General features: G+C 33.0%; 23 protein-coding genes. 5 read left to right on the plus strand and 18 right to left on the minus strand.

From position 1 onward, the window contains the following. The first annotated feature begins 145 nt into the window (after positions 1–145). Positions 146–1,834 (plus strand): Ig-like domain-containing protein, encoded by a 1,689-nt coding sequence (locus B0M43_RS03335; RefSeq protein WP_078006847.1) that lies wholly within the window; start codon positions 146–148, stop codon positions 1,832–1,834. Here B0M43_RS03335 and B0M43_RS03340 read toward each other — a convergent pair. The 5 genes from B0M43_RS03340 to B0M43_RS03360 all read right to left on the minus strand — a co-directional run bounded on the left by B0M43_RS03340 (position 1,831) and on the right by B0M43_RS03360 (position 6,983). After that, entirely contained in the window at positions 1,831–2,598 is a 768-nt protein-coding gene (locus B0M43_RS03340; RefSeq protein WP_065448676.1) for an amidohydrolase, read from the minus strand. The two genes, B0M43_RS03335 and B0M43_RS03340, sit on opposite strands and share 4 nt — an antisense overlap. 22 nt (positions 2,599–2,620) lie before the next feature. Beyond that, positions 2,621–3,394, minus strand: coding sequence for a DeoR/GlpR family DNA-binding transcription regulator (locus tag B0M43_RS03345; RefSeq protein WP_065448799.1), 774 nt, complete (start codon positions 3,392–3,394; stop codon positions 2,621–2,623). 113 nt (positions 3,395–3,507) lie between these two features. Next, positions 3,508–4,254: a succinate dehydrogenase/fumarate reductase iron-sulfur subunit gene (locus B0M43_RS03350; RefSeq protein ID WP_065448677.1), complete on the minus strand. Its 747-nt coding sequence runs from the start codon at positions 4,252–4,254 to the stop codon at positions 3,508–3,510. A gap of 45 nt (positions 4,255–4,299) precedes the next feature. Next, positions 4,300–6,300, minus strand: coding sequence for a fumarate reductase/succinate dehydrogenase flavoprotein subunit (locus B0M43_RS03355; RefSeq protein ID WP_078006846.1), 2,001 nt, complete (start codon positions 6,298–6,300; stop codon positions 4,300–4,302). 11 nt (positions 6,301–6,311) lie between these two features. After that, the gene (locus B0M43_RS03360) at positions 6,312–6,983 is read right to left on the minus strand and encodes a succinate dehydrogenase cytochrome b subunit (RefSeq protein ID WP_078006845.1); all 672 of its coding nucleotides are present in this window, start codon (positions 6,981–6,983) and stop codon (positions 6,312–6,314) included. A gap of 358 nt (positions 6,984–7,341) precedes the next feature. Here B0M43_RS03360 and B0M43_RS03365 point away from each other — a divergent pair, with 358 nt between their 5' ends. Next, complete coding sequence (locus tag B0M43_RS03365) at positions 7,342–8,703, plus strand: hydroxymethylglutaryl-CoA synthase family protein (RefSeq protein WP_078006844.1); 1,362 nt, start codon at positions 7,342–7,344, stop codon at positions 8,701–8,703. Positions 8,704–9,202: 499 nt separating this feature from the next. On the opposite strand, the gene B0M43_RS03375 is transcribed toward B0M43_RS03365, so the two are convergent. Both B0M43_RS03375 and B0M43_RS03380 read right to left on the minus strand, forming a co-directional pair. Beyond that, entirely contained in the window at positions 9,203–9,574 is a 372-nt protein-coding gene (locus B0M43_RS03375; RefSeq protein WP_123921784.1) for a hypothetical protein, read from the minus strand. 42 nt (positions 9,575–9,616) lie between these two features. After that, positions 9,617–10,363: a LytTR family DNA-binding domain-containing protein gene (locus B0M43_RS03380; RefSeq protein WP_078006841.1), complete on the minus strand. Its 747-nt coding sequence runs from the start codon at positions 10,361–10,363 to the stop codon at positions 9,617–9,619. Between the two features lie 291 nt (positions 10,364–10,654). On the opposite strand from B0M43_RS03380, the gene B0M43_RS03385 reads away from it, so the two are divergent. After that, positions 10,655–10,837: a hypothetical protein gene (locus B0M43_RS03385; protein ID WP_123921783.1), complete on the plus strand. Its 183-nt coding sequence runs from the start codon at positions 10,655–10,657 to the stop codon at positions 10,835–10,837. A gap of 82 nt (positions 10,838–10,919) precedes the next feature. Here the strand turns inward: B0M43_RS03385 and B0M43_RS03390 are convergent, their stop codons facing one another. From B0M43_RS03390 to B0M43_RS24610, 5 genes are all read right to left on the minus strand, one after another. Beyond that, positions 10,920–11,357: a GNAT family N-acetyltransferase gene (locus B0M43_RS03390; protein WP_065448684.1), complete on the minus strand. Its 438-nt coding sequence runs from the start codon at positions 11,355–11,357 to the stop codon at positions 10,920–10,922. Between the two features lie 28 nt (positions 11,358–11,385). Beyond that, the gene (locus tag B0M43_RS03395) at positions 11,386–12,012 is read right to left on the minus strand and encodes a hypothetical protein (protein WP_123921782.1); all 627 of its coding nucleotides are present in this window, start codon (positions 12,010–12,012) and stop codon (positions 11,386–11,388) included. 7 nt (positions 12,013–12,019) lie between these two features. Next, the gene (locus B0M43_RS03400) at positions 12,020–13,375 is read right to left on the minus strand and encodes a polymer-forming cytoskeletal protein (protein WP_078006839.1); all 1,356 of its coding nucleotides are present in this window, start codon (positions 13,373–13,375) and stop codon (positions 12,020–12,022) included. Positions 13,376–13,460: 85 nt separating this feature from the next. Further along, positions 13,461–13,910: a GNAT family N-acetyltransferase gene (locus B0M43_RS03405; RefSeq protein WP_078006838.1), complete on the minus strand. Its 450-nt coding sequence runs from the start codon at positions 13,908–13,910 to the stop codon at positions 13,461–13,463. A 23-nt stretch (positions 13,911–13,933) separates the two neighbouring features. Then, positions 13,934–14,077 (minus strand): hypothetical protein, encoded by a 144-nt coding sequence (locus B0M43_RS24610; RefSeq protein ID WP_210418046.1) that lies wholly within the window; start codon positions 14,075–14,077, stop codon positions 13,934–13,936. Between the two features lie 427 nt (positions 14,078–14,504). On the opposite strand from B0M43_RS24610, the gene B0M43_RS03410 reads away from it, so the two are divergent. Then, the gene (locus B0M43_RS03410; protein ID WP_078006837.1) at positions 14,505–15,797 is read left to right on the plus strand and encodes an aminopeptidase P family protein; all 1,293 of its coding nucleotides are present in this window, start codon (positions 14,505–14,507) and stop codon (positions 15,795–15,797) included. Between the two features lie 198 nt (positions 15,798–15,995). Beyond that, positions 15,996–16,772, plus strand: a complete 777-nt coding sequence (locus B0M43_RS03415; RefSeq protein ID WP_078006836.1) for an alpha/beta fold hydrolase — start codon at positions 15,996–15,998, stop codon at positions 16,770–16,772. A gap of 76 nt (positions 16,773–16,848) precedes the next feature. Here the strand turns inward: B0M43_RS03415 and B0M43_RS03420 are convergent, their stop codons facing one another. The 6 genes from B0M43_RS03420 to kbl form a co-directional block, all read right to left on the minus strand. Then, positions 16,849–17,223, minus strand: a complete 375-nt coding sequence (locus B0M43_RS03420; RefSeq protein ID WP_065448689.1) for a hypothetical protein — start codon at positions 17,221–17,223, stop codon at positions 16,849–16,851. An 18-nt stretch (positions 17,224–17,241) separates the two neighbouring features. Beyond that, the gene (locus B0M43_RS03425) at positions 17,242–17,562 is read right to left on the minus strand and encodes a roadblock/LC7 domain-containing protein (RefSeq protein ID WP_078006835.1); all 321 of its coding nucleotides are present in this window, start codon (positions 17,560–17,562) and stop codon (positions 17,242–17,244) included. Between the two features lie 439 nt (positions 17,563–18,001). Further along, entirely contained in the window at positions 18,002–18,676 is a 675-nt protein-coding gene (locus B0M43_RS03430) for an ATP-binding cassette domain-containing protein (RefSeq protein ID WP_078006834.1), read from the minus strand. Between the two features lie 293 nt (positions 18,677–18,969). Continuing rightward, positions 18,970–21,735, minus strand: coding sequence for a PD-(D/E)XK nuclease family protein (locus B0M43_RS03435; RefSeq protein WP_078006833.1), 2,766 nt, complete (start codon positions 21,733–21,735; stop codon positions 18,970–18,972). Positions 21,736–21,798: 63 nt separating this feature from the next. Beyond that, positions 21,799–23,262, minus strand: coding sequence for an OmpA family protein (locus B0M43_RS03440; protein ID WP_078006832.1), 1,464 nt, complete (start codon positions 23,260–23,262; stop codon positions 21,799–21,801). Positions 23,263–23,375: 113 nt separating this feature from the next. Beyond that, the gene (gene kbl / locus B0M43_RS03445; RefSeq protein WP_065448695.1) at positions 23,376–24,569 is read right to left on the minus strand and encodes a glycine C-acetyltransferase; all 1,194 of its coding nucleotides are present in this window, start codon (positions 24,567–24,569) and stop codon (positions 23,376–23,378) included. Positions 24,570–24,635 lie beyond the last annotated feature (66 nt).

Here is a 24,635-nt window from a genome sequence, read left to right on the forward strand (position 1 = left end):
AAAGTAAGAAATTATATCGTGGCGGTAATTTCAAATTTAAAAAAATTAACCCTTGACGAAAGCTACAAATCCTAATAAATGGATAAAAAATTTCAATTAAAGCAAATATAATCGTTATTTTGTGCAATCAAATTCAGAAAACATTATGTTGAAAAACAACTTCAGATATATTTCCTTTTTACTGGTATTTTTAATGTTGAGCTGCGCCAAACGAGGCAGCATTACCGGCGGATTAAAAGACACGCTTGCTCCGGTTTTAAAATATAGTTCTCCAAAGAACATGAGTACTAATTTTGAAGGAGACGAAATTATTTTAGGATTTGATGAATATGTAAAGCTTAAAAACCTGAACAAACAGCTTATTATTTCGCCTCCTATGAAACATGAGCCGTTGATTTTGCCAACAACTGCAAGTAAAGTTATTACGATAAAGATAAAAGATACTTTACAGCCTAATACAACGTATAGCTTTAACTTCGGGCAAAGTATTGCAGACAATAATGAAGGAAATGCCATCAATCAGTTTAAGTATATTTTTTCGACAGGATCTTATATTGATTCGCTTTCTATTAGCGGACAAATTAAAGATGCGTACGAAAAAAATGTAGATAATTTTGTATCTGTAATGCTTTATGAAGTGAATGATACTTTTAAAGATTCAGTAATTTACAAACAAAGCCCCAGATACATTACCAATACTTTAGATAGTTTGAGAACTTTTAAATTAGAAAATTTAAAGGCAGGAAAATATCTGTTGGTAGCACTAAAGGACAAAGGCGGAAACAACAGATACAATCCAAAAGATGATAAAATTGGATTCCTGAAACATTATATCACGGTACCAAATGACACTGTATTTGAGTTAGAATTATTTAAAGAAGTGCTTCCGCTAAAAACTTTTAAACCTATTCAGGCATCCGGAAACAGATTGTATCTGCCTTATGAAGGAAAACAAAACTTTAAGGAGTCTAAACCTAAAATTGTACTGAAACACAATAATGAAGTTTTGGAAACAATTGTAACTGCCTTTCCTAAAAAGGATTCTCTACAAGTTTGGTATAAACCACTAAAAGCAGATTCTCTGTCTATGGAAGTTAGCAGGGATACCTATAACAAACGTTTTTCATTTAAAGTAAAAGACCTCAAAAAAGACACCTTAAATATTACAGCCGTACAAAACGGAGTTATAAATTTCAGAGACCGTTTTACCTTAGAATCAGCAACACCATTGGTTAAATTTGACAAATCAAAGATGACCTTAGTCAACAAAGATTCCGTGGCTGTAGACTTTACTACGGAATATGACGAATTCGAACAAAAACTATATGTCGACTTTAAAAAAGAACCGGTCGACAAATACAATATGACATTTTTCCCAGGTGCACTGACTGATTTTTACGAAAAAACAAACGACACGCTTGCTTTTAAATTAACTACAAAAGAACACGCAGATTACGGAAATCTTGTTTTGAATTTACGAAATGTAAAACGTTTTCCTATAATTGTTGAGATTACGAATAAAAAAGGAGATGTTGTACTCGCAAGTGCGTATTCTGAAGGAAATACAAAAATCACTTTTGACTTACTGCAGCCTGAATCCTTTACGCTGCGAATAACCTACGATGATAATAAAAACAAAAGGTATGACGCTGGAAGTTTCCTAAGCAAGACCTATGCTGAGGAAGTGTTTTATTACCAAAAAGAAGTTGATGTAAGAACCAATTGGGATGTAGACGAAACAATCGATTTAAGCATACCATATAATCCTGAAGTCGAGAAAAAACAACTTGACAAGAAGAAAAAAGAAGACGCCAAAAAAAGAACAGCGTTCTAGATTTTAATCTCAAAAATATCTTTATCATTTAAGAAATCGAGTTTTTTTCGCGTTTCTATCATGGCTTTTTTATCTAATTCAACGATAAAAACAGACTCGGTTTCTTGTGGTTCCAGAATAAAATTTCCTAAAAAATCAATGACTTGTGAATGTCCAACATGTTCGTAATTGTTGGCATCCAGACCTACTCTATTTACGCCTGCCACATAACTTAAATTTTCAATTGCTCTTGCTTTTAGTAAAGTATCCCAAGCATTCGTTCTCACTTTAGGCCAATTGGCAACATATAAAAGCAGGTCATAATTTTCGACATTTCGGGCAAAAACCGGAAACCTTAAGTCGTAACAAACCTGTAGGCAGATCTTCCAATCCAGATATTCTACAATTACTTTTTCTTTTCCGCTGGTGTAAAATTGATCTTCTCCTGCAAGCGAAAACAAATGTCGCTTGTCATAATACTCAATTTTGCCTGACGGAAAAACAAACAGCATTCTGTTATAATACTTTTCATTCTCAAGAATAATCAAACTTCCTGTAATGGCGAAGTTTTTTTGTTTTGCCAAAGATTGAAGCCAAAGTACGGTTTCACCCTGCATAGTTTCAGCAACTTCGGGAGCATTCATAGTAAATCCTGTTGAAAACATCTCAGGAAGAACCACCAAATTAACGCTGGAATCGATCTGATTTATCTTCGATTCAAAGCTTTTTCTGTTTTTAAAAACATCTTCCCAATAAAGATCTGATTGTATAAGTGCGATTTTCATTTTATATTTTTTTGGCTTAAAGCTAAATAAGAACTAAATCTGGAAAAGCTGCCTTATAAGCCTTTAACTTTTCGTTTTCCGAATCAACTTCGGTAACGATATAATCAACATCAGATAAACTTGCAATTTTCATTTTCAGCACTGTATTGAGTTTTTCGGTAATTGTTATAATTGCTGTTTTTTTTGAGGCCTGAATCATCGCTTTTTTTACTTGTACGGTTTCCCAATCTGAATCAGAATACCCACCGTCTACATCTAAAGCATTTGTTCCTAAAATCAATAAATCTGCCTTAATATTTGCCAATTGATGATATACCTCTCCACTCACACACATTTGACTGTAAGATGACACGCTACCCCCAATCATGATGACTTTTATATTAGGTTTATCCAAAAGCTGTACCGCTGTAACAACAGTAATTGTAAAAATAGTAAGATTTAAATCATTCGGAATTAATCGAATAAACTCCCTAATCGTAGTTCCCCCATCAAGCAACAATACCATACCATCATGTAGCAAATTCACTGTTTTCTGAGCAATGATTTGCTTTGACTCGATTTCATATGTTTGATTTGATGATGTATAATGATACCCTTTTGTCATAGCACCACCTTTTACCTTAATCAATAATGATTCTGATTCAAGTTCATTAATATCGCGTCTAACGGTATCTTCTGAAACGCCTAACTTAGCCGAAAGCGTTTCAAAACTTACACGGGTATGGAGGTTAATCTCTTTTAGGATATGTTTTTTACGCTCTTCCTTAGTATAATTTACTAATTCACTATCATTCATTAGGATTCATTTTATTGGAGTAAATTTAAGCATTTAATGCAATATTATTGCAAAACAAAAAACGCATCTGCTATGGCAGATGCGTTTTTTTATTAAACTAAATATAATTTAGATTATCCTTTTAAGCTTGCTGCTAAATACTCACGGTTCATACGCGCGATATTTTCAAGAGAAATTCCTTTAGGACATTCTACTTCACAAGCTCCGGTATTAGTACAGTTACCAAAACCTTCTAAATCCATTTGGTGTACCATGTTTAATACACGATCAACCGCTTCTACTTTACCTTGAGGTAATAATGCATATTGGGATACTTTCGCAGAAACGAACAACATTGCTGATGAGTTTTTACAAGTTGCAACACAAGCTCCACAACCAATACAAGCAGCAGCATCAAATGATTTATCTGCATCGTGTTTGTTAATCGGAATTGTATTTGCATCGATTGTATTTCCTGAAGTATTTACCGAGACAAATCCTCCAGCATGTTGAATTCTGTCAAAAGAACTTCTGTCAACAACTAAATCTTTAATTACCGGGAAAGCTTTTGCTCTAAATGGCTCAATAAAAATCGTATCACCATCTTTAAACATACGCATGTGCAGCTGACAAGTTGTTACTCCTCTGTCTGGTCCGTGCGCTTCTCCGTTGATGAACAAAGAACACATTCCGCAGATTCCTTCACGACAATCGTGGTCAAATGCTACTGGCTCTTCTCCTTTATTGATCAATTGCTCGTTAAGAACATCAAGCATTTCAAGGAAAGACATATCTGGTTCGATTCCGTCGATTGGGTAATCAACAATTCCCCCTTTATCTTGGGCGTTTTTCTGACGCCATATTTTTAATGTAAGTTTCATTTTGTATAAGTTTTAAGTATCAAGAAGTCTGAACTTTCTTAAATACTATTTGTAGCTTCTTTGAACTAATTTAATGTTTTCGTAAACCAGAGGTTCTTTGTGTAATACGGCATCACTTGGTTTTCCTTTGTATTCCCAGGCTGCAACGTATGCAAAGTTTTCGTCATCACGAAGTGCTTCTCCTTCTTCTGTTTGGTATTCTTCACGGAAGTGACCTCCACAAGACTCATTACGGTGTAATGCATCTTTCGCGAACAATTCTCCTAACTCTAAGAAATCGGCAACACGTGTCGCTTTCTCTAATTCCTGATTAAATTCGTTAGCGCTTCCAGGAACTTTAACATCTTTATAAAACTCTTCACGTAAAGCGGCAATTTCTTCGATAGCTTCAGCTAAACCTTTAGCATTACGAGCCATACCAACTTTATCCCACATGATTTTCCCTAATTTCTTGTGGAAATAATCTACAGAATGAGTTCCTTTATTATTGATAAATCTGTCGATTTGATCTTTTACTTCTTTTTCTGCTGCTAAGAATTCCGGTAAATCTGTAGAAATTTCTCCCATTTTAATATCCGGAGCTAAATAATCTCCAATAGTATAAGGTAATACAAAATATCCATCAGCTAAACCTTGCATTAAAGCAGAAGCTCCAAGTCTGTTTGCTCCGTGATCAGAGAAGTTAGATTCTCCAATTGAGAAACATCCCGGAATTGTAGTCATTAAATTATAATCAACCCAAGTTCCACCCATTGTGTAGTGAACCGCTGGGTAAATCATCATTGGTGTTGTATAAGGATCTTCGTCAACGATTTTGTAATACATCTGGAATAAGTTTCCGTATTTACTTTTCACGATTTCAGCTCCTAATTTTGTTACCAAAGCAGCATCATTAGCATCTAAACCTTTTACGAAAGCTTCTTCAGTTCCGTAACGTTTGATCGCTGCAGCAAAGTCCAGGTAAACAGCTTCACCTGTTTTGTTCACACCAAAACCGGCATCACATCTTTCTTTTGCAGCACGAGATGCTACGTCACGAGGTACTAAGTTACCAAAAGCAGGATATCTTCTTTCTAAGAAATAATCTCTCTCCGCTTCAGATAAATCAGTTGCTTTTTTCTTTCCTTCACGGATTGCTTTTGCATCTTCTAATTTTGCCGGAACCCAAATACGTCCGTCATTACGTAACGATTCAGACATCAAAGTCAGTTTTGACTGGTGATCTCCAGAAACCGGAATACAAGTTGGGTGAATTTGTGTGTAACAAGGATTTGCGAAAAATGCTCCTTTTTTATGAATTTTCCAGGCAGCTGTTGCGTTACTTCCCATAGCGTTTGTTGACAAGAAAAACACGTTTCCGTATCCTCCAGAACCAACTACTACTGCGTGAGCAGAATGTCTTTCTATTTCTCCAGTGATTAAGTTACGAGCAATAATACCTCTTGCTTTTCCGTTCACGATTACGATGTCAAGCATTTCGTGACGGTTGTACATTTTTATTTTTCCACGACCAATCTGACGGTTCATTGCAGAATAAGCTCCTAGCAATAATTGTTGTCCGGTTTGTCCTTGTGCATAAAAAGTACGGGAAACCAAAGTTCCTCCAAAAGAACGGTTATCTAAAAGTCCGCCATATTCACGAGCCAATGGCACCCCTTGAGCCACACACTGGTCGATAATATTTGCCGAAACTTCAGCCAAACGGTGAACGTTTGCTTCACGAGCACGGTAGTCACCCCCTTTTACAGTATCATAAAATAATCTGTAAACCGAGTCACCATCACCTTTATAATTTTTTGCTGCATTGATTCCCCCTTGTGCTGCAATAGAGTGCGCACGACGTGGTGAATCCTGAAAGCAGAAAGCTTTTACGTTATATCCCTGCTCAGCCAAAGTAGCCGCAGCTGAACCTCCAGCCAAACCTGTACCAACGATAATAATATCTAAATTACGTTTGTTTGCAGGGTTTACTAAATTAATATGATCTTTATAATCTGTCCATTTGTCCGATATTGGGCCATGTGGAATTTTTGAATCTAATGCCATTATAATTGATATTAATTATGTTGATTGAAATGATGAAATAATGCGATAATTACGAAAGCGGCTGGTACTACAACTGCAAAACCGTAACCCACTTTACTTAAAAATCTTGAATATTTATTGTGCATCCCCATTGACTGAAGCGATGAACCGAATCCATGCCAAAGGTGAAACCCTAGCAATACAAATGACACACAATATATTCCTGTACGGATTGGGTCATGAAATTTATGAACTAATTCTCCATAATACCTTGTAGCATCTGGCGTAGCACCTGCAATATATTTGTAGTTAACCTCTGGAAACCAGAAATCATAAAAATGCAATCCTAAGAAAGCCAAAATAACCAATCCAGAAATAATCATATTTCTAGAACTCCATGAAGCATTTGCAGCTCCGTTGTATTTTGCATACGAAATTGGTCTTGCAGCTGTGTTTTGAGCAGTCAATACAAATCCCATAACGAAATGGAAGATTACTCCGATTGCCAAAACTGGTTGCATTACATATTGAATCAGCGGATTGTATCCCATAAAGTGAGATGCTTCGTTAAAAACATTTTCACTAATAATAGAAATAAAATTTAAGGAAACATGCAGCGCTAAAAACGTGATTAAGAATATTCCCGAAAGGGCCATAGCCACTTTCTTTAAGATGGAAGCATTCAACTGTGCAGATTGTGCCATAATTGTTTAAGTAGTTTGTTTTAAAAAATTAAACAAAAATAACTCAATTAACAAAGAACTACAACCATTTCGCTGTTATTTATAATGATTTTAAAATAGACTAAGTAATACGTATTTTTACGTATAAACAATGTTGTATCCCAAATTATTTCATTATAAAAATCAATAAAAATGCTTTTAAACCGTATTTTAAGGATAAAAACAAGCATATTCGTTGATAAAAGTTTATCATATTATTATTTTAAGTAAACTTTTAATTTGTTTTCATCAAAAGTTACTCCTTACCTAAATTTTATAAGGTTTAAAAATTGTCATTCCGCAACATAATTTTACCTTTATCGGCTTCAAAAAAAATATAATGAAAACAGGAATTGACGCTATCTCTTTTGATGTAGCCAACATACATTTACCCATAAAAACTTTGGCAGTTGCCAGAAATATTGAACCCGAAAAATTAGAAAAGGGCCTGGGATTATTAAAAATGACTTTGCCGGACGTTCATCAGGACGCTGTGGTTTTTGGAGCCAACGCTTTGACAAAACTTATTATTGACAACAAAATAAACTTAAACGAAATTAGCCGAATCTATGTTGGAACCGAAAGTGGCATAGACAGCTCGAAACCAATAAGTTCTTTCTTAATTAGTTTAATGGAGCAAAAATTTGGAGAAGATACATTAGCAGAATGTGATGTAGTCGATTTTACTTTTGCCTGCATTGGAGGTGTTGATGCCTTGCAAAACTGTATTGATTTTGTAAAATTAAATCCAAATAAGAAAGCAATTGTGGTTACCACAGATTTTGCCAAGTACGATTTAAATTCTACCGGAGAATATACTCAAGGTGCCGGAGCTTTGGCAATGCTAATCACTTCGAACCCTCGAATCATTGCCTTTGATGAAAATTGGGCAACAAGTACAAAAGGCGTTTTTGACTTTTTCAAACCTTACAGAACTATCTCAAAAGAAGCAATTACGCAAAACAAAAACAACGAAGCGTGGTTTGATAATTTAGAAGCCAAAATCGAAATTCATAAAGATCAACCGGTTTTTGATGGCCAGTATTCGAACCAATGCTACATGGATCGTACGCGTAACGCTTACTTTTCATTTAAGAAATTAAAAAATACAACAGAAACTTTATACAATTCCTGGAACAGTATTATTATGCATCTTCCCTATTCTTTTCAGGGGCGCAGAATGTTGTCTGAAATTTATGCTTTAGACAGTGCAGATAAAATCATTTCAGAAAATATTGAACCCGCAGATTATCAAACTAAAATTAAGGAAGTTGGAAAATCTGATGAATACAGAAAGTTTGTAACCGAGAAATTACAACCCGCAGAATTGGCTTCATCTTTAATAGGAAACCTTTATACAGGATCCATTTTCATGGGATTATTATCGACTTTGGCTCATTATTATGATACAAAACAAGAAGTTGCCGGAAAAAAGTTCGGTTTTCTGGCTTACGGAAGCGGATCGAAATCGAAAGTTTTTGAAGGAACAATTCAACCGGAATGGCAATTAGCTATAGCTAAAGTTAAACTTTTTGAAAATCTGGAAGAAAGTACAGAAATTGGTTTTGAAACTTATGAAAGTCTTCATAAAAAACAAGAAAAACAAAGCGTTCGAACTCCTAAAAACGAATGGGTTTTAGATCGAATTGAAAAAGAGATTCCTAATTTGATTGGGGCTCGTTATTATAAATGGATTAATTAATAAAATTCCAAATTTTTTAAATTCCAAATCCCAATTAATTAAATACGCAGAACCTTTGTCAAAGTTTAAACTTTGACAAAGGTTTTTTTTATGCGCAATAAAATTATAGACAATCTTGTCATTTCGACGGAGGAGAAATCACACAAGTAATTCCTCAAACAAAGTCGCCAATCTTTATAGAGTTTCTAGTGTGATTTCTCCCTTCGGTCGAAATGACAAAAATACGTTAGAACCTCAATGAAGACTAATCCTTCTTATGCAGTTCTGTATAATTTTGATTTCCTTTAATTGCTTCATCATGTACGTTCATTCCGTTTGACATTCCAAGCATAAAGGTTGTAATAATTAAAAGTAGTTTCCTTTTTATCCAATGAAGTGGTTGTTTAGATTGCTCTAAACTTGTTTTATTTTTGTGTTTATACATTTTGAAAATGATAAATGATTAGACATTATTGCATCATCTTATGCGTTGAAGCGCACATAAATGCTCAGAAATTATCTAAGCGCTGTATAAACTTTTATATAAATTGTTTGAAGTGATTATTTCATTTATAAAAACAGCTTGTCTTATGAATGAATTAATATTTTGATGAAGAAGCGTTTGTAATTTTTGAATTATCTGAATTTGAGAAGTGCGAACCTGTTTAAACTCGAGATAGTTTACAGGAATTAAAAACGCAATTTTTACTTGGGAAACAAATTGATTGAATACGTATAAACGAGATTTTTCAGCATCTACTTCTCGTCTTGAAATTACAAACGAAGATTGATAATAATCCGCCGGTTTTGATTGACAAACCAAAGTACCATCACTCGCAATCACAACAAAAGCGAGAAAGACATAGATTAGGTATTTTAGGTGTTTATTCAATTTGTTTCGACTGTTATTCATTTCTTGCAACTAAAATACAAATTAAAACAAAATAGCCATTATGCTTTCTTTATAATTCTTAGAAACCGGAAGTTCTATTTGAGTCAGAATAACGGTATTTGAATTTCTCCAGGATTTAAAATGAAGTGGGTTTATTAAATGAGAACGATGAATTTGGATTAAAAAAGTAAAATCTTCCAGAATTTTTTTGAGGGAAGAACGAATCAGTTTTGAATGTAATTTTTCGTTTTCGATATAAAAAATCTCCACATAATTTTGAGCGTTAGAAATACAAACCAAATCGGATTTTTTGATTTTTAAAATATCTAGTTTATTTTCTCCTGTGAATGTTACAATATCATCTTTTACCGGAATGAGTTTGATTAAATATCTTCTTGCCAGAATAATTACAGGAGTTAAAATCAAGGCAATTTTAATGAAAATGGTGGAGAAAAATTCAGCAAAACTATAACCGCCATTTAAAATGGGACTTTTATAATAAATATAAATTCCAATTAAATAGATAATATAAAAAAGGCTAAGAAATAGAATTTCTAAACCAAAATTCCATTTTGATATTTTTTTGAAAACCTTTTTTTGAAGAACAGCGACAATACCATAACACAAAAAAGCCAACACACTAAAACCACAACTAATTAAAAACCAAGCCCTAAAATCTATAGTCCCATCGTCAAAAGGTTTTATGATGAAAGCAAAAACAAATAACCAGACACTAATTAGTAATCCAACTATTAAATGATATTTTATTTTCGGATTTAATTCTTTCATTTTTTCATAAAGCAATTATTCAGTATACAATATTAGACTTTAATTTTAAATTGTTTGAAGTAAGATTCACGAGTTTTCCACTTTTTTTAAGATGAAATTACAATAAAAGCACAAAAGAAAGAATTTAACCAAATTCATCTTAAAACAGAAGAAGATCACAAATTGTTAAATAATCAACCAGAATAGAAAGTATTTATTTTGTAAGTTTTTATTTCGAAAATAATTTGTATTTTTATCAAAGTCGTATCCGAAAAACTTATAGAGTAGGAAAATCCAAAAAACAAATTACTTATGAAAAATTTCCAAAAATTATCAAAAGAAGAATTAAAATCAATTAATGCTGGGACTACCACTTGTGAACCATATCCGCTATGTGAGGGTGAAGAAAAAACTTTTTTATCAATAAACTCATGTGGTTGGTATATATACAAAACATCAGGAAAAGGTCACTGCATGGAATACGGATTATCATAAAAACATAATTATCAATTTATTAAAACTGCTATTAACCAAAATAGCAGTTTTTTTATATTCAGTTTTCTCATCATCAGAAAGCTTATTTATAAATCGTAAACTTATTATGCGTCAGGCCAAAACCAAGATTTTCGTATATCAGCACGTTTTCTACTCTTCTTTTATTTGTTGTAACTTCAATACTTTTCAAATTATTCAGATCTGCATACTGCAAGATCCTGTTTATTAATTGTCTTCCAATTCCTTTACCACGATAATTTTCGTTGATAAAAAATTCCTGGATTTCACCCACCAAACCGCAATGATGCAGAAGATTTTGTGTATGAAAACTAATAAAACCTACTCCTTCAGTTTCGTTTTCGGCTATTAGATACAAATTCTTTGGATTCGAAATATTCTCATTGAAGATTTCTTTGAATACTTCAAAATCTAATTCTTCATTTTCGAGTTCGCAGATTGCTTTGTAGACAAAATCCAAATCTCTGTTTTCAACTTTTTTGATTTTTATTTTTGATTTCATAACCTTATAAATCGCAATGCTGTTTTTTTTAATACATTCGAGATAAATTTGCGCTTCCATTACCAATTTTTCTTAACTCTTCAAGACCTGCTAACCATTCAATTGCTATAAATTTTGAACAATCATTTTTCAAGTCATCAGACCAGTCAATTAAAATAGCTGCGCTATCGTTTTTAATTTCGTTCTTGGCAAATTGATATGTTTTATTAAAATATGCAGCTCCTTCTCCCCTAAGATCAAAAGAAACATATTTTGTTTTTGAAAAAACTGCACACAATGAAAGTCGTTTTCTCTCACTGGTTTCAAGATTTTTCACTTTGTCTTTTTTAGTAAAATTATCGATTTCGAAAATTCTCAAGACTGATTTTTTTAGATTTGCATTCTTTTTTAAATACCTTCCCACACTCATCGGATTAAATATTCTTTTTAGTGCTGATTCTTCGATTGGTGCTGCAAAAGTCAACGGTTTTATTACTTTTACATTTTCATGATGTACTTTTCCTGCAAAAATAGCCGCCAATTGCTCTTTCAGATCATCAAAATAAGCTCCACCTTCTAAATATATAATAACCAACTCTCCTTCTCTTAATTCAAAAGGCGGTATAAAATAATGATCTGTCTTGATTCCTTTACTTTCAATTATAAGTTCCTTCATAATATCTTTACAAATACTCATTTAACTCAAGACGCTCAAATTTAACCTTGTATTTCTGAACGTAATTATTCCATCCCTGTTTATGATTTTCATTATTATAAATTGCTGCTGCATAATCAACAATTTCTTTACTAAAATGATTTCCAAAAATAGCATCTAAATTCTCTATTCCAGCATCAACAATTCGTTTTAAGATCGATAATTTATCTTTTTCGTTCTCTTTACAAACCTTATCGAGCCATAATCCTTTACCTATTTTTACATATTCCTCTAGCAAACTATCGGTAATAAATTCATACGGCACGTCATTGATGTCGGGCTCATGTTTTCCATTTTTGAATGTCGTTAAAATCAATTCTTCAGAATAAAATTCTATTGGAATAAGCGAAATGAGCGTTCCGCTTTTTGCCGCTTTTAGGCAAAGTTCTTTTGTTATAAATTCATTCGGTATTTTCTGAATAGCAAATCCATCTTTAGTTACTAATTTTTCGCAAAGTTCATGAGTAATAAATTCCTGACTAACATATTGTAATGCATGAAATGTAATATTTAATGCAAGTTCACACAATTCCTGAGTTTTGTATTGAGACGGAACTAACTTTAAATCACGATAATTTACCAAAACACGATTTTTCCAATATTCATAAGTTTTCAAGGGCGGATTATTTTCTCTCAAAACCAATTCTCCGCTTTCTAATTCGCGTTTTAACTCTTCGAAAGTTTCTATTAAAGGATTTTCAAGATATTTACGTAATTCTATCGAGATAATATCTTCTTCACTTTCATCGTCATATTCACAACTATTTTTAGCATCAAAATCATCTGTTTTATCGTTGTAATAAAACAAATCATTTTTTCGCCCTGTAAAAGTCGTGTAGTGATCTTCGACTATAAAAACAGGAGCTTCTATTATGCCTGAGCATTTAAAATTTCCGTGATTATACGACGTCATGACAACTTCCTGAGCTTTTACATTGCCCATTATTTCGACATACGAACCGCCTAATAATAAACTCTGGCAATCAACATTGCCTTTTATAAAAATATAAGGTCCGTAATCGCCTTCGGCATTTATTATTGTTCCGGTTGTTGATAAATTTCCGTTTATCAAAATGCCCTCGATTCTTATTTTTTCAATTTCTTTTAATGGATGGCTTAAGATATTCGCAAGCCATTTTTTCTCTTTATCTTCATAAAGATCTAAATAGAAATCACCTTCAAAAGTCACATCTTCGTTTGCAATAAGAAAGAAATCCTGATCGTCCCATTCTTCAAAATAATCAAATCCTTCATGATCGATTAAAAATGGGAATTGAGATTTTACTTCTTTTATTGTTATTAGTTTAAAGTTTGAATTTTGCATTTTATTTTTTTATTAGAAACTGTGTAGCTTTTTATGCCACAGATTAAAACGATTTTAAAGATTTCTTAATATAACAACGCAATAATTACATTTTCAATTCCATTATGGGCAAATGTCGATCTTTGATAGAAGTTTCTATTTGACCGATCTTTACAAACCCGAATTTAATGTAAAAACTCTCCGCATTTGGTTCTGAATTCAGCACTACTTTTTGCACACTTAAGTCTTGTAAACGAACAAGAAAATCATTCATTAATAATTTCCCAAATCCTTTGCCAATAAAATCCGGCAAAACAAACAAATTATCGAGCTTTATACTATTTTCACTTTCGTGAAAGAATGAATAATAGCCCAATATTTCATTATCTAACATTAAATTAAAAACTGAATTCGTCTCGATATATTCTTCTGTAACCGTTAGAAACGGAGACCAATCTTCTATTTGTTCATTAGAATATCCCCAATAAGCTTTTGACTTTTTGGTTATTTGGGTTAAAATTTCGTGATCGCCTGGGATTGCTTTTTGTATGGTCATTATTATATTTTGCTTCAAAATTTTTATTTAAAAAAATCATTAAATTTATCTAAAAAGCTTTTTCTATTTTCATCATTTTTAATTCCAACAGAAGAATTTGAAGACTTATAATTCTTATTGTGCTTTTCTGATTCATCTATAAATTGAGGAATACCATCAAGAAGCATTTTAGATATTACTTTTTATCCATAAAAATATACAAATTCAAACAATTTAAAACTCATTTTTTACACAAACATAAATATCTTATTATTCGAGTTGCGCGAGGAATAGAGACGGTATCTCCCGATTTAGAAAAACAAGGCTTTTTAGCCGTAGTTTTTCTAAATCGGGAATATAGCCGAAAGCCCGGTTCGCCGCGGCAAAACACATCCTTATTAAGATTTTAAGGTTCTAGGAAGCTAAGTTGCTGAGATTTCTAAACCTTTGTGTCAATTCCTAAGGAGATTGCTTCGTTCCTCGCAATGACAAAACTTTGTGCCTTAGCGCCTTCGTGGCAACCAAAACAAATAAGAAAACTTTAATAAATCAACTATACGCCACTTCTGTAAAAATCACTATTTTTGAAATACGAAGTTCAAAACTCACATTATTATGAAATATCATCAAATAAACAGCGCTCTTTTTGTAAAAAATCGCAAAAAATTCACGGCAGAAATGAAACCTAACAGTGTTGCCGTTTTTAACTCAAATGACATTTATCCGGTTAGTGCTGATAGTACTTTGCCGTTCGCGCAGCACAGAGATATTTTTTATCTAAGCGGTGTAGATCAGGAAGAAAGTATTTTGCTTTTGTTTCCGGATGCGCCTTACGAGAACCAAAAAGAAATTCTTTTTTTGAAAGAAACCAACGATCATATTGCGGTTTGGGAAGGTGAAAAATTAAGTAAAGAACGCGCATTTCAGGTTTCTGGAATTAGAACTGTTTATTGGTTGCAGGATTTTCATAAAGTTTTGAACGAAATGATGACGTATGCTGATACGATGTACATTAATACTAACGAACATTATCGCGCCTCTGTTGAAACTGAAACCCGCGAAGCTCGTTTTATAAAATGGTGGAAAGAACGTTATCCGGCTCATAACGTTGCTAAAAGCAATCCAATTTTGCAACGTATTCGTTCTGTAAAAGAAAGCGAAGAAATCGATTTGATTCAGAAAGCTTGCGACATTACGGAGAAAGGTTTTCGTAGATTATTACCATTTGTAAAACCAAATGTTACGGAATATGAAATTGAAGCCGAATTGATTCACGAATTTGTTCGTAACCGTTCTAAAGGTTTTGCTTATACGCCAATTATTGCTTCGGGAAATAATGCAAATGTTTTACATTATATCGAAAACAATCAGCAATGTAAAGCCGGAGATTTGATTTTATTGGATGTTGCGGCTGAATATGCTAATTATTCCAGCGATATGACAAGAACAATTCCGGTTTCAGGAAAATATTCTGAAAGACAAAAAGCGGTTTACAATGCTGTCTTGAATGTGAAAAATGAAGCTACAAAAATGCTGACTCCGGGAACGCTTTGGAAACAATATCATATTGAAGTAGGTAAAATCATGACATCTGAATTATTAGGTTTGGGCTTATTAGACAAAGCCGATGTTCAGAACGAAAACCCGGAATGGCCAGCGTACAAAAAATATTTCATGCACGGAACTTCTCACCACATGGGACTTGACACACACGATTACGGATTACTTCACGAACCTATGAAAGCCAATATGGTTTTTACGGTTGAACCAGGAATTTATATTCCGGCAGAAGGTTTCGGGATTCGTTTAGAAGATAACATTGTGGTTCAGGAAAAAGGTGAACCTTTTAACTTAATGCGCAACATTCCGATCGAAGTTGATGAAATCGAAAGTTTGATGAATTCTTAAAGAAAGAGAAAAGAATATAGATTATTGAATAAAGACGGTTCGCAGCAATGTTGACCGTCTTTTTTTATTTTACCATATTAAGTGATATAAATTCATTTAAAATTGAACCGAATAACTATTTTTTTGACTCTATTGAACTTATACTCTTTCTAAGATTTTAGCTTTTCTTATCTTTGCAATTATAATTAAAACACTATTTTGAAAACTCTTTTATATAAAAATACCAAGATTTCTTATACTGATTCAGGTCAGGGAAGTGCAATTGTGTTGCTTCACGGCTTTCTAGAAAACAAAAAAATGTGGAAGGAATACGTGACTCTTTTCTCTGAAAAATACCGCGTTATCACAATCGATTTGTTAGGTCATGGCGATTCTGATTCTTTGGGTTATGTACATTCTATGGAGGATAATGCAAATGCTGTTCAGGAAGTTTTGCAACATTTAAAAATAGAAAAAGCGACAATTTTAGGCCATTCTATGGGAGGTTATGTTGGTTTGGCTTTCGCCGAATTATTCCCGAAGAACATTCATAAACTGGTTTTATTAAATTCTACTTCTAAGGAAGATAGTGCGGAGAAAAAACTAAACCGAAGCCGCGCTATAAAAGCGGTAAAACAAAATTACGTGAACTTTGTAAGTCTCGCGATTAGTAATTTGTTTAGCGAAAACAACCGAACAAGATTAGCTGATGAAATAGAAAAAACAAAAGTTCAGGCGCTAAAAACTCCCCTGCAAGGAATTGTAGCTTCGCTTGAAGGAATGAAAATTAGAAAAGACAGAGAATCACTTTTAAAAGAAAATCTATTTCCGGTTTTATTGATTTTAGGTAAAAAAGATCCGGTTTTGAATTATGAAGAAAACATTTCTCAAATCGAAAATACAAACGTAAAACTAGTTTCTTTTGAAGATGGACATATGAGCCAAATTGAAAATAAAGAAGAACTGAAAACTACTTTATTAGATTTTTTCGAATAATATAGTCCGTTTATAAAATCAAAAAAGGCTGTTCAAAAATTCTGAACAGCCTTTTTCTCTTTCTTGGGGGCAAAAATTATAATTTTGTTATAATGTCTTTTTTAAATTTAGCCAAAGTTGCTCTTGTTAATCCAAGATTTGCTTTAGTTGAATCTACTGCTAAATAAATAAAATATTTACCATCTTCAGACACATCTATAATATGTATTTGATCTGTAAGTGTTATTAAGATATCGTTGATTTTTTGATCTAATCCTAAAGCTTTAATTGCGCTTAATTTTGCTTTTACAACTTCTAAATTATAAGCAGATGCTAATTCCGGGTCAAAATTTGGATTTAAAGAAAGTGAACAGTAAGACATTCCTGTTTCAACTTCTGTTACTGAAACTGCAATGAATCCGTTAATATTCTCTTTTAAATCATTTTGAAAATTCTGTAAAAAATCTGACATGTTTTAATTGTATTTAAATTAATTATTGAAAACGGTATCCATCTTGCGCAGCAAAAGACCCATTTTACTTATATCTTTAGAAAGCAGCGCAACACAGTTATCCTGCTCGTCTTTATTGGCCACCACAATACCATCTTTGTTCTTAATCATGACTTGCTTAAGATCACCATTATTTACGTCTTCAGACATTTCTAAACACATCTTTAATATCATTCCAATCATTGCTGCTACATTTCCGTCATACTCTAAATTAACTGATTCAAGCAAAATGCCATCAATGTTAAAAGTTAATCCCGACTCAGCTCCAGTTTCTTCTACAAGTGTATTTAAATCAATCATATTCTTATTTATTTCATTTTTAAGAAGCTCAAAGATATTTTAATAAACAGAATTGCCCGATAAACACTTGTTAAAAAAAAGACACACCTAACCGTTTGAAACACTTTTATTTATACGATAATGTTTCTTTATTTTTAGAATAAAATTTTTAAAAAACGTTAACAAAAAAAGAAGATCTGTTTAAAAAAATAAAGTTCTGTTTCAAATACCTTAAATATTATTTTAACATTTATAACAAATTCCGTTTACAGTTAGTTTTTCATAGCTTTGCAAAAAAATTATAATCAAATGAAAACAGTTGACGAATTACGCTTTGACCTAAATGTAAAACTGATGAAGTTTAGAAGATTTCGTTTTGAGAACGGAAGTTTAAACAATTTAAATTCGAAAGAGAGCGAGAAGAAAGGCTTTTTCAAAAAAATATTCAGTTAAAAAGTACTTACAAAGATCCCAAATCTACCAGGTAACCTTTTTCTACAAGTTCTGCATTATTCCTGACATAATGTGTTTTACCTTCCTTAATCAAAATAATTTGAGATGAAATTTTGATTACATTTTTATAATTATGATCGGTAACAACAATACCCTTTTCAAGCGAATTTGCTGTTATCATTTCGCTTACTAAATCTGCCATTATTGGCGACAATCCGTTATAAGGCTCATCGAGTAAAACAAACTTCGAAGGATTGAATAATACTATTTTAATTTCCAGATATCGTAATTCTCCACCGGACAAATGGCTTATTCTTTTATTCAAAATAGTCTGAATAAATTCATCTTCGCAGAAAAATTTTATTTTTTGTTTATCGACAGATAATCGGATTGCCTTATTTACCGATAAATGATTCGGAATAAATTGCTCCTGCGACAAATAACTAATCTCATCTGAAAGGTTATTTTCGTTGTTTTTTGAAACAGAATCAATACGAATGCACTTGTTTGGAGCTGCTATAACTCCAAAAATAATCTTCAATAAAGTCGATTTTCCAGAACCATTTCTTCCTAACAAACCAATAATTTGCGAGGTTTCACATTTTAAGTAAACATCAGAAAGAATTATCCTTTCACCATATTTCTTCTGAATTCCGTCAACTTCTAAAATATGCTTTTTCAAAATATTTTCTTTATTAAAAAGACAATCAGACCGATTAAAATTGTAGCCGCAAAAGTCATCAGGTAACTAAAAACTAAAAGCCAGAGTTTTGAAATTCCGTTATTCGAATAAAACAAATAATCATTTTTTCTATACAACTCTTTAAAACCAACACTCATTAAAAATCCGAAACTCAGGAACGTGATAAAAAAATAATCAAAACCGCCTAATAAAACAGCAATAGCACAAACAGTTAAATTAATAACTAATGTCGTTTTAAAAAACTCAAAAATGTTGTTTAGCTTTCTGATACCTTAAATTATTTTTTCCTCAAACGGGATATCAATATTAAAAATTTCGATGAGCAAGAGCACAATTTCTTCCAAATAATTCTTCAAAATCTCTTTTGAAACCACCATATCCAATTCTTTTTCTTCTTTAAATCCAAAAGGAAGAAATCCTGATTTCAAATTTTTAAACGAGATAATCCCAACTTCAATTGGCAAACCTGCAGCTTCGTTCTCGAACATAAAAGCATAAGCCAAAACCTGAATGATTTTATCGTTTTTAAGCTCTTGTGTTAATCCGTTCCAGGATTTAAGTATCACATTGTTTTTTTCTACTTTGCCGGTCTTATAATCGATAATTCTTATTTTTCCGTTACGCAATTCAATCCTGTCAACATTTCCTTTTATTAAAACCGGAAAGGGCAAATTTGGATGATTTAATTCACGTCCGTACGTTTGTTCCAAGGCTATAATTTTAACCGCATCTCCGTTTTTGATCGCTTCCAATTCCATTTTCAAGAAGTTAGAAACATTTCGCTTTGCCACTTCAAAAGCCAGCAGGTTACGTCCTTTTTTAATTTCACCTTCTTTATAAACTACTTTAAATTGTCGTAAAACTTCATCGTCTAATAATTTGAAACAATTCTCAAGATCAGTAGCCGAAATAAACTTACCAATAAAAGGATCATACAATGCTTTTAAAGTTTCATGAATTATTGTTCCCAGTGTATTTAACGCGATATTTTCTTCAACCTCTTCTACTTCGCGAATACGGAGTATTTTTTGAAAATAAAACTCAATAGGATTTCGAATATAACTCGTCAATGCCGATGGCGAAAAACCAGCAGCTGCAATTTCCTTCAAACGCTCCATAACCGCATCAGATTTTGGAACTACCATAGGCTGATACGCTGATGTAGGTAAAACAGGGTTATAAATGTCAAATGTCAGATTGTGTTTAGATTGCTTCTCTACCTCCAATTGTGTTATAAAACGACTTCGTTCTCCCGCATCTAAACCGTCATTTTCGGTATTATAAATCAGATAAATATTTTTAGCTCTTTGCAATAAATGATAAAAGTGATATGTATAAATGGCATCTTTTTCTTTGAAAGTCGGTAACCCCAATTCTCTTTTTACATCATACGGAATAAATGAATTCTGAGATTTTCCGGCAGGAAATTTTCCCTCATTCATAGAAGTTACGATCACGGTATCAAAATCAAGAACACGGCTTTCTAAAACTCCCATAATTTGTAACCCATGCAAAGGTTCACCTTCAAACGAAACTTCGGCCACATCAATAATTTGTTTATAAATAGCGTGCAAAGTATCAATATTATCAATATGATGATGTTGCGAATAGTAATTAATTAATTTATTTATGACTTTAAAAACAGCAAAAACAAATGCTTTGGCAATCTTTTCTTCTTCATTATCATTACTAAAATTCTCTTTGATTAAAAGCAAAAGTGCCGATACATTTTCAAGAACTGCAATCGATCCGTTTTCCCATTTCTGAAACAACAATTGAAACAATTGCGACGGATAGGAATTAAGTTCAATAATTCGGTTATGAGTAATAAACGTATAATTGTTTTCTTTGATGATTCGAACCAAATTACCTGAATTTGCATAAGGTTCAACTAAAGGATGGGTTAAAATATCAAGTACATCTTTATAATAAAACACATAACTCTCGCCCTTTCTGGAAAGTGCATTGGTATGCATTTTAAATAATTTTGCAATCAATATTTGAGACGGATTGTTTTTCCCGGAATATCCCATTGTAATATTCAGACTTCCAACAGAAGAAGGCAATGAATACAAAACAGGCATTAATAAATTTTCTTCACCCAGCACAATGGCAACTTTATCCAAAGATGTGGAAGGATTTTCATTAATTATATTTTCGACAATACTTCCTGCTAACTTGGCCTGACCAATTGTTTTAGGAGTTCCTATTACCTGAATATTTTTAGACTGCGAAAAATCATCTACAATCCATTCAAAAATATTTGTTTTGTAATGTTTCCAGTTTTCTTTAAAACGACGAACAAAAAGTCCCGCATCATGATAAGGATCATTAAGAAAGGTTTGATCTACATCCCAATAAATTTTTGCCTGATCCAATGCCAATAAATGCTGTACAATTTTTTCTTCGGCCGCATTTAAAGCATTAAAGCCTGCGAAAATAAAATATCTGCCTGTAATAGTATTCGAAAAGTGATTCAGATTATTTACTGCTTCTCTATAAATCAGACCTTGGTATCCAATTGATTTACTTAATAAATGATTGTACAATGAATCATAGTATAAAGGAAGAAGTTTCCAAAAATCAATATAGTTTTCCAAAAGTTTGGTTTTGTTTTCGACCTCAATTCCCCATTTTTTGATATCTTCTATATCTTTCAAATAGGACAAAACATGAACCGGATCCAATAAGTAGCGATCAATTTCATTAAAATCCTGCAAAAGCGTTTTAGCCCAATTAGCAAATAACTCAAATGATTGCTGATTTTGTTTTTCTGTAACAGAAAGATAAACTTCATAAAACTCAAACAAAAGCTCAATCGAATCTATAGATCGTATTGAGGCTACGTCCTGCACAAAGTCTTCGATACTAATAATCTCCGGAGAAAGAATAGTGTTTTTCGTTTCATTTTTCAAAGCTTCAATCAAAAAAACCTTAGCTCTTTTGTTTGGCAAAACAATAGTAGTTGCAGTAAGCTTATCCGAATAATCCTGAATTATAACACTTGCTATTTTTCCGAGAAAAGATGTATTTATCATTGTATAAAAATAAAAAAAGCCATTCAATTAAGAATGGCTTTTAGTATTTATTTAGAAAGTAAATTAGATTTTACCTTGGTATTTAGAACCAATGTGTCTAATTTCTGTTCTTCTGTTTTGTGCTTTACCTGCAGCAGTTTTGTTAGTTGCAACTGGTTGAGACTCTCCAAAACCTTTAGAAACTAAGTTATCAACGTTTACTCCTCTTTCGATCAAAGCGTTCATAACAGCAGTAGCTCTTTCTTCAGAAAGTTTTTGGTTCAATTTGTCAGAACCATCGCTATCTGTGTGACCTTCAATACTGAATTTCGCGTTTGGATAGTTTTTAAGGATTTCTTTAATAGCATCTAATCTAGCTGGAGTTTCTTTGTCACCAGTTTTGAAAGTAGCTTTTCCAGAGTTAAAGTAGATAGCTCTTGCTTGAACTTTAAGATCTTCTAAAGCTTCAGTAGTTACTTCAGGACAACCTCTGTTAGAAGCAGGACCTGCAACTGTAGGACAATCATCATCTTTGTCTAAAACACCATCTTTATCAGCGTCTAAGAAAGGACAACCACCATTTTCTTTAGGACCAGCAACTGTAGGACATTTGTCATCTTTATCAGCGATTCCGTCTCCGTCAGTATCAGGACAACCTTTTAAAGCAGCTAAACCAGCAACATCTGGACAAGCATCATCTTTATCAGCAACTCCGTCTCCGTCTCTATCAGGACATCCGTTTAATGCAGCTAAACCAAATTCAGTTGGACAAGCATCACTAGCGTCAACGATTCCGTCTCCGTCAGTATCAGGACATCCGTTGAATTGTTTTAAACCAGCAACATCTGGACAAGCATCATCTTTATCATAGATTCCGTCTCCGTCAGTATCTTTACCTCCGAATTTGAAAACTAGACCAGCAGTGTGTTGAAAGTGAGATGGAGCATCTGGAGTTCCAGAAGCATCTTCTCTATCACCACTAACTGACCATTTGTATCTTGTAGCAAGCTCAAGACCAATAGCATCTGTAAACCAGAAAGTTATTCCAGCACCTGGATTCACAGTTCCGTAGCTGCTATCACCAAAGAAAGTATAACCTCCACCAACAGATAACGAAGGATCGATTACTTTAGATTTAATTAATTCCTGGAAGCTATATTTAATAGTAGCATCAATTCCGTAGTACATTAAATCGCCAGGATTACTTACAACATTACCTCTTGAATCATGCCCTGGAGCAGTTGGAGAAAAAGTAACATATTTATCAATTTTGTTTACAGAACCTTGTAAACCAACAGAGAAACCACTACCTACATATCTAGACACACCAATGTAAGATAGAGAAGGAAGAATATTCCAGTTGTCTTTTACAGCGAATGGCTGAGAAAAGTGTTGTTGAAAGAAACCACTTCCTCCACCAGAACTGGTTCTAGTGTCAACGGCATTAACTCCAAAAGAGATAGCCCATGGATTGTTACTGTCTTGTGCGTGAGAACTTAAACCCATCACCATCATCACAGCAACTAAAAGTTTGTTAAGATGTTTCATACTTAATTTTTTTTAATTACAATTTAGTTAATTACAAGCAAAAGTAACACCAAATTTTTTAAATACAAAATGAAATGTTAAAAAAAACCTACAAAAAATTCACTATGTGGAAATTATATAACTTTTAACATTTTTCCGACAACTATAAAGGCAGCTATAGCTCTATCTAAGTGATCTTTGGTGTGCGCAGCAGACAATTGAACCCTGATTCTGGCTTTTTCTTTTGGCACAACAGGAAAGAAGAATCCTATTACATAAATGCCTTGTTTTAAAAGTTCATTGGCCATTGTTTGCGATAATTTTGCATCATATAACATCACTGGAACTATTGCAGAGTCCCCGTCAATGATATCAAATCCTGCTTTTTTCATTCCGTCTTTAAAATAATTAGTATTCCATTCTAATTTATCACGCAAAGAAGTATCTTTTTCTAGTAATTCAAAAACTTTAATAGAAGCCCCAACAATAGCAGGCGCTAATGAATTTGAAAACAAATAAGGGCGTGAACGCTGACGTAATAATTCGATTATTTCTTTTTTAGCAGTTGTATAACCTCCCATTGCTCCACCAAGGGCTTTACCAAGAGTTCCTGTTATTATATCAACTCTCCCCATAACCCCTTTTGCTTCAAGCGTACCTTTACCAGTTGCCCCAATAAATCCAGCTGCGTGACATTCATCCACCATCACCATTGCATCGTACTTATCTGCCAAATCGCAAATTTTATCCAAAGGCGCCACAAGACCATCCATAGAGAAAACTCCATCTGTAACAATTAATTTAAAACGAGCGCCAGCTTCATTTGCTTTTATTAATTGCTGTTCAAGATCTTCCATATTACTATTTTCATAGCGGTAACGTGCTGCTTTACACAAACGAACCCCATCAATAATAGAAGCATGATTTAAACTATCTGAAATAATTGCATCGTTTTCTCCTAATAAAGGTTCAAAAACACCTCCGTTTGCATCAAAGGCCGCTGCGTAAAGAATTGTATCTTCTGTACCATAAAAATCAGCAATCTTTTTTTCTAATGTTTTATGAATATCCTGAGTTCCGCAAATAAAACGTACTGACGACATTCCGAAACCATGAGTATCCATGGCATCTTTTGCAGCCTGCACCACTTCAGGATGCGATGAAAGACCCAAATAATTGTTGGCACAAAAGTTCAATACTTTCTCTCCCGTCGAAATAGTAATTTCTGCGTCCTGAGCAGAAGTTATTATTCTTTCCTTTTTAAAAATTCCGTTTTCTTCAATAGTCTGCAACTCACTTTGCAAATGTTCTTTTATTTTACCGTACATTTTTATTTATTTAAAACGTTAAAAATTAACAACTTAGACCTGTTAAGATCAAAATATTTCTTTAAC

This window comes from Flavobacterium sp. KBS0721, from assembly GCF_002007065.3.
Lineage (GTDB): Bacteria > Bacteroidota > Bacteroidia > Flavobacteriales > Flavobacteriaceae > Flavobacterium > Flavobacterium piscis.